Here is a 14,031-nt window from a genome sequence, read left to right on the forward strand (position 1 = left end):
AAATAAAAAACCAGCACTTTATAATGCTGGTTTTTTAAAATCTATTGAGCAGTTTTTAAATTTCGATTTGACTACCCAATTCCACCACACGGTTGGTTGGAATTTGATAGAAATCACTCACAGGACTGGTATTGCGCTGCATTGAAATAAACAGTTTTTCACGCCACGGTGACATGCCATCGCCCACCGTATGCACAATTCGATCACGCGAAATAAAGAAGCTCATTTGCATCATATCGAATTCAAACTCAAGCTGTTCATAGGCTTGTTTCAAGGCATTTGGAATATTTGGCTGATCTTTAAAACCGTAATACATGGCAATCCGATAAAAACGATCATCCAGTTTTTCGACTTGAATCCGATCTTGCTGCGCCACAAATGGAATATCACGCGTGATGACCGTTACCATGATATTGCGTTCATGTAAGACCTTGTTGTGCTTAATATTATGCAACATGGCATGTGGCACAATGTTAGGCGTACCTGTCAAGAAAATCGCATCGCCAGGGACAAATTTGGTTTCATTGCCCATACTAATACTGTGAATGAATAGGTCTATCGGCAAGGCATCTTTTTCCAAACGATTGAAAACCAATGCACGACCATCTTTCCACGTCATTAAAATGGTATACATGATGGCGCCAATTAAAATTGGCACCCATCCCCCTGACACAATTTTGAGCGAGGTCGAAGCCACAAAAATTAAATCTAGGGTTAAAAATGGCACTGCAAAAAGGGCAACTTTCCACATCGGCCAACGCCAAAAACCATAGGCCAGCACTGAAATTAAAATCGTGCCACACAGCATGGTCATGGTCACTGCCACGCCATAAGCACTGGCAAGTCTGGCACTATTTTCAAATAATAAAATTAAGATAAGCACCGAAATAAATAAGGCCCAGTTAATGAACGGCAAATAGATTTGACCACGTTCAACATCGGACGTGTGACGTACAGTCAGGCGTGGTAAATAACGCAATTGAATGGCCTGATTGACCATTGAAAATACCCCTGTGATCACCGCTTGAGAAGCGATCACCGCTGCAGCTGTGGCTAAACCAATCATCGGGTATAAGCCCCATTCAGGCACCAACATATAGAACGGATTTTCAATCGCTGCAGGGTTACGTAGCAATAATGCCCCTTGTCCTGCGTAATTCAATAACAAGCAAGGTAAGACAATCAAAAACCACGCGAGGCGAATAGGCATCCGCCCAAAATGCCCCATATCGGCATAGAGTGCTTCGCCACCCGTCATGGTTAAAATCACCGCACCCATGGTGAGAAATGCAACAAAGGGTTGCTCTACTACAAAGTTAAACGCCCAGTGTGGACTGACCATGGCCAATACAAATGGGGTTTGGATGATACTGAGCAGCCCTGCACCGCCAATGGCTAAAAACCACAGCAAAGTCAGTGGGCCAAAAAATTTGCCCATAGTGCCTGTACCATGACGCTGCACAATGAACAGTCCTGCCAAAATACCAATGGAGAGCGGTACGAGCCATTGATTAAAGATAGGCGTGGCAATACTTAGTCCTTCAATGGCAGACAATACTGAAATGGCGGGGGTGATAATGCCATCGCCAAAGAACAGGGATGCACCAATAAAGCCAAGTGCGATCAGGAAGATTTTTTTGTCTTCGGCAATACGGGTGGTGCGCAGGTTCAATGCCAATAATGACATGATCCCGCCTTCGCCATTGTTATCGGCACGCATAATAATGGTGACGTATTTGAAGCTGATGGTGAGCATCATGCACCAGAAAATCAGGGATAAAATTCCCAATACACTGGCTTGAGTAATTGCAAGATGGGCCGTTAAAAAAGTTTGTCGGAAGGCGTACAGGGGGCTAGTTCCGATATCCCCAAATACGACGCCGAGCGCAGCCAAGGTAATGACGGGTAAGGCTGCTTTTTTTGCAGTACTTTGCATAGGTGTCTTCGATTTAGACGGTATTTTTGAGAATCATAGCACTACGCTGAAAGTTTTTCTCTAAATCAAATTTTTCAACTTGGCTTTGTACTATTTTTTGGTTATTATCCACCGCCTATGGTGAAGTGTCCGAGTGGCTGAAGGAGCACGCCTGGAAAGTGTGTATACGTTAATAGCGTATCGAGGGTTCGAATCCCTCTTTCACCGCCAAACATTATTCTCATGAAGTCTCATGTGATCTTAAAAAGCTTAAATCTAAAGGGTTTAAGCTTTTTTTATGTCTAATGCAATCTACTTTATCTATTGCAAGCTTGATCTTGTTGGGGGTATAACTAGGGGTATAATAAATTACCCCCAAAATTATACCCCCAATTCTGTGGAATCATTGCAATGCTTACAGATGCTCAAGTCAGAAAAATAAAACCATCGGAGAAGAAAGCCAAATAATTACCTATGATCGAAATCTAGCACATATCACGGCTGGCGGGCTTGGTTATCGTGAATTCTAAAAGTTGAACCCATATAGGGGAAAGCCCCCTACTCACTTAGGTATGATTTATTCAAATCACCATTCATCTATTACTATTAAAATATATTCGTCCTTCTATGTATTTCTTATTAGTGGCGGGTTTTCCCGCTGCGGACAACTTCACACTATTGGATTTATGGGTACAGATACAATCAAAGCCTAAGAATCTGAAAGAAGCATATCGCCTGCATTAGACTGATAGCTATTCAGCTCATGTTGATTTTTACCCATTTTATCGACATGACAACCTGAATATGTTTATGTCATCGACATGACAACTCTCTCATGTCGATTTTTGTCAGTTTTATCGACATGAAAGCCTGAATATGTTTATGCCATACAGCTAAAGGAATAAGACAATATTCCTTTTAGGTTTTAAGCACATCAACAACCTGAACGCTAAATGTCACATCCTAAAGTGAATTAGCTTTTTAAAAAGGTCATTATCAACCAAACACCCAATAAAAAACCACTGCTCAATCTTCCAGATCAACATAGCGGTTTTAAACTCATCTTTTACAGATCAGTCACATCTTACATTTTCTTTTCTTCAATATTTAAAGCATTGATTGCCAATACCGCCTGAGTACGATTTTGCACACCCAATTTACGGAAAATTGCGGTCACATGCGCTTTAATCGTCGCTTCAGAAACATCTAATTCATAGGCAATTTGCTTATTCAACAAACCTTCTGCCACCATCATCAATACACGGAATTGCTGTGGTGTTAAAGACTGAATACGTTCAGCCAAAGCTGTTTCATCTGCAGCGCGAGGGTCAAAGTTAACATTCGCAGCCAAGTTTGGCGGCAACCAAATCTCACCTTCTAAAACTTGACGAATTGCTTCACCAATATGGCTCGGATGTGCCGATTTTGGGATATAACCCATCGCCCCATGCGCAATTGAACGTTGAATAATCGATGCTTCTTCGTGAGCGGACACCACAATAATTGGGATAGATGGATATTGCGCACGCACATGCACCAATGCAGAAAAGCCCGATGCCCCTGGTAAATTCAAGTCCAATAAAACAAGATCAGGCTCAGGTCCATTTTCCAAACGTTCGTACAATTCATTAACTGCAGCAGTTTCATGAATTTGAGCTTGCGGTAAGCTATAACGAACCGCCTGAATTAAGGCATGGCGAAACAGCGGATGATCATCAACGATTAATATATTCATAACAGACGTGAGAGATCTTGGGCACAGTTGTTATATTCTAACCACACAAAGACAATTAAGGATATGCAAGACATGACTTTTTTGCATTTATTGTGCAATTAATCACAGAAAAGCGTTTATTTTTTATGTTTTCAGCGCTCAGTCAAAAAGGTTGATCATTTTGTGGATTTTTTAATCAGTTTTATTTTACAACCAAAACGCTCAAAACAAGATGTAATATGAAATAGAAAATATCCCAAGATAAGGGTTTATATCCGTACCGATTCAGACAAACTCAGCAACAAAGCAGGACAAGCGTTTGATATTACCCCAGGCATGGTCGCAACAGTCGATATTAAAACGGGTGAAAAAACGGTGTTGGAATATCTGATCAAACCATTCAACAAAGCCAAAGAAGCCTTACGTGAGCGCTAAACAGAAATTCTCTTATACCTGAATTTAATGAATTATCTCATCTCTGATTCTTGCCTTCTCCCAAAACCCAACTGGGCTCAAGTGAAGGCGAGAATGAGGGCGATAATATCCTATGCCCTCTACAGTTTTATTTTTCACAGATTTTGCATTTCATCTTAATTGCCTAAACAATCTACAGCAACGCAGCAAATCCTCCTTTTCACCTCTTTCCAAGCCTGATGACACTGTGTATAACCATAAGTCACGCAATGAAAATGATAAGCATAGGCAAAACAGGTAAAAAACCGTTAGACTATGCATCTCTCTCATTCAATGTCGTTTCAGACAAATAAGAAGGTGAAGGTTGATGCCGCTCAATACTGTCGAAGAGCTTGTAGCAGATATCCGTGCAGGAAAAATGGTCATCCTCATGGATGATGAAGATCGTGAAAATGAAGGTGATTTAGTCATTGCCGCAACCCACGTTCGCCCTGAAGATATCAACTTCATGATCACACACGCGCGTGGTCTTGTTTGCTTAACCTTAAGTCGTGACCGTTGCCAGCAATTAAACCTACCGTTAATGGTTGATGCCAATGGTGCACAACACGGTACGAACTTTACTTTGTCGATTGAAGCTGCTGAAGGCATTACCACGGGTATTTCTGCCGCAGAACGTGCGCATACCATTCAAACCGCTGTCGCTGCACATGCCAAGCCTGCCGATATTGTTCAGCCTGGGCATATTTTCCCACTCATGGCACAGCCAGGTGGTGTATTGCACCGTGCAGGACATACCGAAGCAGGTTGTGATCTTGCCCGTTTGGCAGGTTTAGAGCCTGCATCGGTAATTTGTGAAATCATCAATGAAGACGGCACGATGGCGCGTCGTCCAGATTTAGAAATTTTTGCTGAAAAGCACGGGTTAAAAATTGGTACTATTGCCGATTTAATCCACTATCGCATGACCAATGAACAAACTGTAGAGCGTTTGGATCAGCAAAGCATCGACACCGAATATGGTACTTTTGACTTATATCGCTACCGTGAACTGGGGAACCCAGACATTCACTTGGCATTGGTCAAAGGCGAGCCGAAAGAAGGCGTTACCACAGTACGTGTGCATGGTTTTAATCCAACCCGTGATTTGCTGAAGCTGAAAAAAGCAGATGGTTCGGCAACTTGGAATTTAGACCGTGCTTTAAAAGAAATTGCCAACAGTGAACGTGGTGTTTTGGTCTGGATTGGTCAAGCTCAATTGCAAGACTTGGGCCCTGCCCTAGACAGCCTTAAATCCCCGAAACAAGGCAAAGCCAATGCTGCATTGTCACAGCAATACCAAACCATTGGCGTGGGTGCACAAATTTTACGTGATTTAGGCGTTGAAAAAATGAAGCTACTCAGCTCACCATTACGTTTCAATGCTTTATCAGGCTTTAACTTAGAAGTGGTGGAATATATCACCGCAGATCCAACATCAGAGAAATAATCGAGGTTGCTATGGCAATTCGCCGTATTGAAGGTTTATTACATCTCGCTAGCGAAGGCCGTTATGCGATTTTAGTCGGTCGTTTTAATAGTTTTGTGGTTGAGCATTTGCTTGATGGCGCAATTGACACATTGAAACGTCATGGCGTATCAGAGGATAATATCACCGTTGTTCATGCACCAGGCGCTTGGGAACTTCCTGTTGTGGCTAAAAAATTAGCTGCATCGAATGGTTATGATGCCATTATTGCACTCGGCGCAGTGATTCGCGGTAGCACTCCACACTTTGACTTTGTTGCAGGCGAATGTGCCAAAGGCTTAGGTGTGGTTGGTTTAGATACTGGCTTACCTGTGATTAACGGTGTATTGACTACGGATAGTATTGAACAAGCAATTGAACGCTCTGGAACAAAAGCAGGTAATAAAGGAAGTGAAGCTGCCTTAACTGCAATTGAAATGGTTAACTTGTTAAAGGCTATTTAACGCTATGTCGCAAACACTTCAAGCAACTTATGCAGCAAAACGTAAAGCACGTCGTTTTGCTGTGCAAGGTATTTATGAATGGCAGATGAGCCACAATCCAGTACATGAAATTGAAGCACGTACCCGTGTGGAAAATGCCATGCACAAAGTGGATCTCGGCTATTATCATGAATTGTTGACTCAAGTGGTTGCCAATCATGAAGCATTGGATGCATTACTGGTGCCTGTTCTTGATCGTGACATTCAAGCCCTCGATGGTGTTGAACTCGCCACCTTACGTTTAGGTGCTTATGAGTTAGAACAACATCTGGAAATTCCATACCGTGTGGTATTGGATGAAGCGATTGAATTGGCAAAACACTTTGGTGGTGCAGACAGCCACAAATACATCAATGGTGTATTAGACCGTCTTGCCAACAGCTTACGTGCAGCAGAAAAGCAACAAAGCAACTAATTCAAAGTATTGAGTCGATTGTTGTATGGCTGAGTTTTCCATTATTGAGACCTATTTCAACAGACCGCGTCCCGATGCAGTCGATTTAGGTGTCGGTGATGACTCAGCTCTGCTCACCCCTCCGCCGCAACAACAATTGGTCATTTGTGCCGACACTTTAGTCGCTGGACGACATTTCCCCCTCGATACCAACCCACATGCGATTGGTTGGAAATCGGTTGCGGTCAATTTATCTGACATTGCCGCCATGGGTGCCACCCCACACAGTATATTATTGGCATTGAGCCTACCCCAAATTGATCACGACTGGCTCAAAGGGTTTAGTCAGGGTTTACATGATTGTTGCGATCAATTTGGGGTAAGTTTAATTGGTGGAGATACCACACAAAGCCCGCATCTCACCATTTCCGTTACCGCCTTAGGCTGGATTGAACAAGGACATGCCATTCCACGTTCAGGCGCGCAAGTCGACGATTATATTTGCGTCAGCGGACAAGTCGGTGATGCCGCTTTTGGTTTAGATCATCTCGATCATCCTTTAAAACAACGTCTCGACTACCCAACACCACGTTGTCAACTTGGACAACAACTCAAAGGTCTGGCTTCAAGCATGATTGATGTTTCAGATGGCTTGGCACAAGATTTAGGGCATATTCTCAAAGCCTCTCAGGTCGGTGCTTGTATTGAACTCAGCCAACTGCCTATAGATGCTGCATTAACCGAATTACCACAACAAAAGCAGTGGCAATATGCCTTGGCAGGTGGCGATGACTATGAGTTATGCTTTACAATAAGCCCACAAAATTATCAGCAGCTTTTGCAAAAACCGCTGAATACCCCTATTCATATTATTGGCAAAATTAACAATCAAAACCGCTTAAGCTTTGAACAGAATGGCGTAGATCGTTCACTTCATTTTCATGGATACCAACACTTTGCAAAAACCCGCGATTAATTTCAAAGCCATGTCTTGGACTGACCGACTGATTGTATGCTGTGGTGTTGGCTTCGGTTCAGGTCTACTACCCAAAGCTCCTGGTACCTTTGGTTCGGCCTTTGCCCTACTGTTCATTCCCATTTGGTTCGCGCTTGGTTTCATTCCAAGCCTTTTTGCCATTGCCATCATGTCCCTCGTTGGCATATATATCTGTGGACGTACTGCACAGGTTATGGGCGTACATGATGATGGTCGTATTGTTTGGGATGAATTTGCAGGACAATCGATTACCTTTTTACCCCTGATTTTTATCAATCAAATCAGCTGGGTCTGGGTAATTGTGGGTTTTGCCCTATTCCGACTATTTGATGTGTGGAAACCTTGGCCAATACGTGTGATTGACCGTCGGGTCGAGGGTGGTTTTGGCATCATGCTGGACGATATTATTGCGGGTCTTTGGGCCGCATTATGTATTTATATTTATTTATCTTTTACTTTGGTTTAGCCATCACTAGGATTCAACATGTCTACCACCGTGATTATTCTTGCAGCAGGTAAAGGCACGCGCATGCGTTCAAATTTACCAAAAGTATTACAACCTCTTGCAGGACGCCCACTCTTGGGTCACGTGATTGATACCGCAAAAAAATTACAAGCAGATCATATAATTACCATTTACGGTCATGGCGGTGCTTTGGTGCAAAATGCGTTTGCGCATGAACAGGTACAGTGGGTCGAACAAGCTGAACAGTTGGGCACAGGTCACGCAGTCAAAGTGACTTTGCCTGTTTTACCACGTGAAGGTGTATCACTGATTTTATCGGGAGATGTACCTTGTATTACAGAGCAAACTTTACAAAAGCTACTCGATGTTTCACGTGAAACCCAAATTGGCTTGGTGACACTTACCCTTGCTGATGCCACGGGTTATGGTCGTATTGTACGTGAAAACGGTAAAATTCAAGCGATTGTTGAACATAAAGATGCGTCTGAAGCCCAGCGTCAAATTCAGGAAATTAACACGGGTATTTACTGCGTCAGCAATGCCAAATTACATGAATGGCTGCCAAAACTGAGCAATAACAATGCGCAGGGTGAATATTACCTGACCGATATTGTGGCGATGGCAATTGCCGATGGTTTAGAAGTTGCATCGGTAGAACCTCAACTGGCTTTTGAAGTAGAAGGCGTGAATGACCGTGTGCAATTGGCTGCATTAGAACGCGAGTTCCAGAACTTCCAAGCCAAGCAACTCATGCAACAAGGTGTGCATTTAATTGACCCAACCCGTTTTGATTTACGTGGTAATCTCACTGCAGGTAAAGACGTTCGCATTGATATTAACGTAATTATTGAAGGCGATTGCGAACTGGGTGATGGCGTAGAAATTGGTGCAGGTTGTATCCTCAAAAACACCAAAATTGCTGCGGGCACTAAAGTTCAGCCGTATAGCGTATTTGACCAAGCGGTTGTAGGTGAAGCTGCGCAAATTGGTCCATTCTCACGTTTACGTCCGGGTGCGGTATTGGCCAATGAAGTGCATATTGGCAACTTTGTTGAAGTGAAAAACAGTCAAATTGGTTTAGGCTCCAAAGCCAACCACTTTACCTACTTAGGTGATGCCGAAGTGGGTGCAGGCAGCAATATTGGTGCAGGTACGATTACTTGCAATTATGATGGTGCCAATAAATTTAAAACCATTATTGGTGACCAAGTCTTTATTGGTTCAAATAGTTCATTGGTTGCACCTGTCACCATTGCCAATGGTGCAACGGTAGGCGCAGGCTCGACCATTACCCGTGATGTTGCAGAACAGTGTTTAGCTGTGGAACGTTCTAAACAGTTCACTAAAGAAAATTATCAACGTCCACAAAAATTGAAAAAATAAGAGGTATTTCCTATGTGCGGTATTGTCGGTGGCGTTGCAGAACGTAGTATTACCAATATCCTCATTGAAGGTTTAAAGCGTTTAGAATATCGCGGTTATGATTCCGCAGGTTTGGCATTGATTAGTCAAGGTCAGGTCTTGCGTGAGCGTCGTGTCGGTAAAGTAGCAAATCTTGAGCAAGCAGTACTAGATTCTCAAGTCACAGGTTCACTCGGTATTGCCCATACACGTTGGGCAACACATGGCAAACCGACAGAAAACAATGCACATCCGCATATTTCTGGCAATGTTGCTGTCGTACACAACGGTATTATCGAAAATTATCAAGAACTGAAAGATGAGCTAGAAGCTTTAGGCTATATGTTCAGCTCTCAAACGGATACTGAAGTGGTTGCGCACTTGGTCAACCATGCTCTTAAAACTGCACCGAATTTATTGGTTGCGGTACAGCAAGTCGTGCCTCAACTGAAAGGTGCTTATGCTCTGGGAATTATCCATACCGATTATCCAGATGAATTGATCACGGTACGTGAAGGTTCTCCTTTGGTGATTGGTGTCGGTATTGGCGAAAACTTTATCAGTTCAGACCAATTGGCGTTATTGCCGATCACCAACCGTTTTATGTATTTGGAAGAAGGTGATATCGCCCGCTTAACCCGCGACAGCATTGAAGTTTTTGTAAACGGTCAAACGGTTGAACGCCCTGTAAAAGAGTTGGATGCAACTGTAAGCAATGCATCGAAAGGTGAATATAAACACTACATGCTCAAAGAAATTTATGAGCAGCCTGAAGCAATTCAACAAACCATTTCACAAGCATTAAATGGCAACGCTTTACGTGAAGATTTCCTGAAAGATGCTGAACTTGATTTTGCCAACATCCAACAGGTACAGATTATTGCCTGCGGTACCAGCTACCATGCAGGGATGATTGCAAAATATTGGTTTGAACAGCTGATTAACTTGCCATGTCATGTGGAAATTGCCAGCGAATACCGTTATCGTACCCCAGTCATTGTGAATAACACGTTGTATGTGTGCATTTCACAATCTGGCGAAACTGCAGATACTTTAGCTGCGTTACGTGATACACAAAAACGTGCTGCTGCAAAAGGTTTAGATATCACAACCATGACCATTTGTAACGTGGCAACGTCGTCAATGGTACGTGAAACCAACCATAGTTTGTTAACGCTTGCGGGTCCTGAAATTGGTGTGGCATCGACCAAAGCCTTTACGACACAGTTGGCAGCATTAATGCTGTTGGTGCTCAAAATTGGTCAGGTGAAAAATGCAATTGCAGCGACAGAAACAGCGGAAATTATTGCAGACTTGTGGCACACACCAAAAGTAATTTTAGATACTTTGCAAAATGATACGGCAATTTTACGTTTGTCTGAATTGTTTGTAGAGAAAAATCACTGCTTGTTCTTGGGTCGTGGCACACAATTCCCAATTGCCTTGGAAGGTGCTTTGAAACTGAAAGAAATTTCATATATTCACGCAGAAGGTTATGCTGCGGGTGAATTAAAGCACGGCCCATTGGCATTGGTAGACAATGACATGCCTGTGGTGATTTTAGCACCGCAAGATGACATGCTGGATAAACTGAAATCCAATATGGAAGAAGTACAGGCACGTGGTGGTGAGCTGTTTGTATTTGCAGATGAACACAGCGGCATTCCTGCAGATAAAGAGCGTCAGCATGTGGTTTATGTACCGCAAGTCAGCGCGTTGCTTGCGCCAATTGTGTATAGCATTCCTGTGCAGTTGTTGTCTTATCATGTGGCAGTTTTGCGCGGTACTGATGTCGATCAACCTAGAAACTTGGCGAAAAGTGTAACAGTGGAATAATATTGATTAAATTCAATGATTTAAATTTAATAAAATTATTTTGAATCACCTAAAAAATCCGCAGTCGGCTTCATTTTTAGAAATTTAGTACTGCGGATTTTTTATGTCTGATGCTTTTATTTTTCGCATAGCTGCAGCGCATTGTAAGTGATATTAATATTTTTGCAGACAATGAAAACTTTTATAAAACAAACAACCTAAGTCATTTAACCGCACTATTTTCCAAAAATGTTGTTTATTTATTCAGTCAGTACAATGACATGCAAAAAATGATTGACCCTATTTTTGCATCATGTATTATACACCGCATGCGGGAATAGCTCAGTTGGTAGAGCACAACCTTGCCAAGGTTGGGGTCGCGAGTTCGAGTCTCGTTTCCCGCTCCAGAATTTCAAAAGCCTCAGTCGAAAGATTGAGGCTTTTTTATTGATTTTATATTATGTTATCCCCAATCATACTTTCTTTATTATCTTTTATTTTACAGTTTCGGGCCCCAAATACGACATATTCGTAGGTAGTTGCAAAAAATAAATGCATTAAAATCATTAGATTTCTTTAATCCAATAGAATCTCATCAGCCAATCAAGCATCTCATTATCGACCAACTGGCATAATTTCATAAATCCATTTTTTTGTGTTTTAATGGTGATATCACAATGTAAAACACAATATTATGGATTTAATATTCAAAAAACCTGAAGAAGTTGTTGCTTTATTATGTGAGAGGCTTCGTAAAGAACGTCTTTATCTGGAAATGACTCAGGCAGATGTTGCTGCGCGTGCGGGTATTGGTGTGAATACTGTATCTAATCTAGAAGCTGGTCGAAATGTTTCATTTGAAAATTTAGTACGTGTTGCCATGGTGCTCGGCCGATTAAAAGAATTAGAGGAACTTTTCAAACCACATTTAAATAGTGTAGATGACATGCTCCGCTATGAGAGTAATACGGCTCGCCAACGTATCAAAAGGAAATGAATCCATGCTCAAAAAACTTGATGTTTACTACAATGGATGGGGCGAATATTGGCTTTGGGGCACACTAGTTTCCTCAACTGCAATCACAGGTCGACCATTGATTGCTTTTGAATACAGCGCAGAAGCAATTAGTAAAGGTTTAGAGCTTTCATCTTACCTACTTCCGCTAAAAGGTGACCCATTAAGAAAGAACTTTCCTGCACATCAAATGGGATTACCAGGCCCTATATACGATGCCTTACCCGATGGCTGGGGCATGCTCCTGATGGATCGCTTATTTAAAAAAAATGGACTTAATCCAGCACGAGTTGGGCCTTTAGAACGCCTCACGTATATTAGTACACATGCAATGGGGGCATTATCCTTTGAACCTTCAGCATCCGAGTTAACATTAGCTGAAAATATTCCATTGCTAAGACTCGCTCAAGAAGTTCAGGAAGTTCTCAAAGGAGAAGGTGCCGAATTTTTACAGCATTTATTAATTATGGGCGGGTCTCCACAAGGTGCAAGGCCAAAAGCACTTGTTTATCGTGATCCTGTCACTAATGAATTCTCAACAGTTCACTCACATCAACATGAAGCTTGGCTGATCAAATTTCCCGCTCAGCAAGAGCATCCTGAAGTTTGTGCAATTGAAACTGTTTATGCAGAATGTTTGCGTCATTGTCATATTGACACCCCAGACACCCAATACTTCACTCTTCCGAATGGCCTAACTGCATTTGCCTCAAAAAGATTTGACCGCTGCGATGGCATGCGCATCCCTATGCAAAGTTTAGCTGCCTTTACAGGGGCTGATTTTAAATCACCTGGGAGTTTAGACTACAGCAACTTTCTTCGTGCTACACACTTTTGTACCAATGATATTCGCGAAAAAGCGATTGCATTCAAGCGCGCTGTTTTCAATGTGGTGTTCAATAATCGAGATGATCATTGCAAAAACTTTTCGTTTTTAATGTCTCAAAATGGACAATGGAAACTCGCCCCAGCCTACGACGTTACTTTCTGTGAAGGCCCAGGTGGATATCATCAAATGGATATTATGGGTGAAGCACTGGATATTACTCGGTCTGCCATTGTCAAACTGGGCATTCAGGAAGCAGAGCTTTCTATTCAAGAGGTTGATGAAATGATTAACTCAATTTGCGAAGTTGCCAGCCGATTTACGAAGATTGCTCATGATCTATTACCTGAACAAATTAGATCTGAAACTCTCCAAATGATCCAAAATAGGATTGAGCATAATATTCATTTATTGAATTGAATATAAACCATCCGATTTAATCAAAAGCAATCTGGAAATACATATAAAATTTAATCAATAACAGATCAGTGATAAACCCCGAACCCAAGATGGTATATCCACTGCGGGCTTTGGTCATTATAAACAGACAAAGACAACTTACATCCCTCTTGCACTGCAAGCCCATACTCTAATGTTAGCTCCTTGAGTTGCGCAGGTGATAAACTCAACCAAGCATTATCAGGAGCTGGTTCAATATTAAAAGTGACACTTTTAACAGCTTGCTCATATTTTCCAGTCTGAATATTCAGTTCTACGGAATCTGGAAAATGCTGATAAATAGATAATTCATCATCCTCAACATCAAAGCTATATACTTCCTGATTTTGCATATCTCTTAGACATGTATCTTTATATAACTGTTCCGTTAGCAAAGCTGCATTCACCTGAATATTAGAAAAGAGTTGTTCACCTTCTGAAGCAAAAAAGTCCTGATTAAACTTTTGAATTTGTTCATCATCATATTTTGTAAAGTCGCAGGTATTGGCATTGAATCTAAGTCTGGCATCAACCACCAGTTCATTATTAGACCAAGGCAAAAGTTGCGATAAATCTTGCGATTTATATTGTTTTTTGGTGTCCACATAACCTTCATAACCAGGCCG

At 41.9% G+C, this 14,031-nt stretch carries 11 protein-coding genes, 2 tRNA genes and 2 pseudogenes; 12 read left to right on the forward strand and 3 right to left on the reverse strand.

Annotated elements, in window-relative coordinates:
* Positions 1-55: 55 nt before the first annotated feature.
* Positions 56-1,936, reverse strand: a complete 1,881-nt coding sequence (locus VF675_RS09990) for a potassium transporter Kup (protein ID WP_004974367.1) — start codon at positions 1,934-1,936, stop codon at positions 56-58.
* A 119-nt stretch (positions 1,937-2,055) separates the two neighbouring features.
* Here VF675_RS09990 and VF675_RS09995 point away from each other — a divergent pair.
* Positions 2,056-2,146, forward strand: a tRNA-Ser gene (locus tag VF675_RS09995).
* 853 nt (positions 2,147-2,999) lie between these two features.
* Here VF675_RS09995 and VF675_RS10000 read toward each other — a convergent pair.
* The gene (locus VF675_RS10000) at positions 3,000-3,650 is read right to left on the reverse strand and encodes a response regulator (RefSeq protein WP_004974358.1); all 651 of its coding nucleotides are present in this window, start codon (positions 3,648-3,650) and stop codon (positions 3,000-3,002) included.
* Between the two features lie 243 nt (positions 3,651-3,893).
* On the opposite strand from VF675_RS10000, the pseudogene VF675_RS10005 reads away from it, so the two are divergent.
* The 11 genes and pseudogenes from VF675_RS10005 to VF675_RS10055 form a co-directional block, all read left to right on the forward strand.
* Positions 3,894-4,064: pseudogene (locus VF675_RS10005) on the forward strand (secretion protein HlyD); the annotation flags it as partial.
* Positions 4,065-4,410: 346 nt separating this feature from the next.
* A complete protein-coding gene (gene ribBA, locus VF675_RS10010) occupies positions 4,411-5,532 on the forward strand; it encodes a bifunctional 3,4-dihydroxy-2-butanone-4-phosphate synthase/GTP cyclohydrolase II (protein WP_096902634.1) in 1,122 nt (373 codons plus the stop codon).
* Positions 5,533-5,543: 11 nt separating this feature from the next.
* Positions 5,544-6,014, forward strand: a complete 471-nt coding sequence (gene ribH, locus VF675_RS10015; protein WP_004974350.1) for a 6,7-dimethyl-8-ribityllumazine synthase — start codon at positions 5,544-5,546, stop codon at positions 6,012-6,014.
* 4 nt (positions 6,015-6,018) lie between these two features.
* On the forward strand, positions 6,019-6,468 hold the full coding sequence (gene nusB, locus VF675_RS10020; protein WP_004974349.1) for a transcription antitermination factor NusB: 450 nt from the start codon (positions 6,019-6,021) through the stop codon (positions 6,466-6,468).
* Positions 6,469-6,493: 25 nt separating this feature from the next.
* Complete coding sequence (gene thiL, locus VF675_RS10025) at positions 6,494-7,423, forward strand: thiamine-phosphate kinase (protein ID WP_440205166.1); 930 nt, start codon at positions 6,494-6,496, stop codon at positions 7,421-7,423.
* Positions 7,389-7,910, forward strand: coding sequence for a phosphatidylglycerophosphatase A family protein (locus tag VF675_RS10030; RefSeq protein WP_096902633.1), 522 nt, complete (start codon positions 7,389-7,391; stop codon positions 7,908-7,910). The genes thiL and VF675_RS10030 overlap by 35 nt, the downstream gene beginning before the upstream one ends.
* Before the next feature lie 18 nt (positions 7,911-7,928).
* Complete coding sequence (gene glmU, locus VF675_RS10035) at positions 7,929-9,293, forward strand: bifunctional UDP-N-acetylglucosamine diphosphorylase/glucosamine-1-phosphate N-acetyltransferase GlmU (RefSeq protein ID WP_179990264.1); 1,365 nt, start codon at positions 7,929-7,931, stop codon at positions 9,291-9,293.
* A 12-nt stretch (positions 9,294-9,305) separates the two neighbouring features.
* Positions 9,306-11,147 (forward strand): glutamine--fructose-6-phosphate transaminase (isomerizing), encoded by a 1,842-nt coding sequence (glmS, locus tag VF675_RS10040; RefSeq protein ID WP_004974344.1) that lies wholly within the window; start codon positions 9,306-9,308, stop codon positions 11,145-11,147.
* Positions 11,148-11,457: 310 nt separating this feature from the next.
* Positions 11,458-11,533, forward strand: a tRNA-Gly gene (locus tag VF675_RS10045).
* A 287-nt stretch (positions 11,534-11,820) separates the two neighbouring features.
* Entirely contained in the window at positions 11,821-12,123 is a 303-nt protein-coding gene (locus VF675_RS10050; RefSeq protein ID WP_070153706.1) for a helix-turn-helix transcriptional regulator, read from the forward strand.
* Between the two features lie 4 nt (positions 12,124-12,127).
* Positions 12,128-13,387, forward strand: a complete 1,260-nt coding sequence (locus tag VF675_RS10055; protein ID WP_131261189.1) for a type II toxin-antitoxin system HipA family toxin — start codon at positions 12,128-12,130, stop codon at positions 13,385-13,387.
* 65 nt (positions 13,388-13,452) lie between these two features.
* Here VF675_RS10055 and VF675_RS10060 read toward each other — a convergent pair.
* A pseudogene (locus VF675_RS10060) lies at positions 13,453-14,031 on the reverse strand (type I-F CRISPR-associated helicase Cas3f); the annotation flags it as partial.

This window comes from Acinetobacter sp. Lyrl_1 (genome assembly GCF_051948795.1).
In the GTDB taxonomy this organism is placed as follows: domain Bacteria; phylum Pseudomonadota; class Gammaproteobacteria; order Pseudomonadales; family Moraxellaceae; genus Acinetobacter; species Acinetobacter towneri.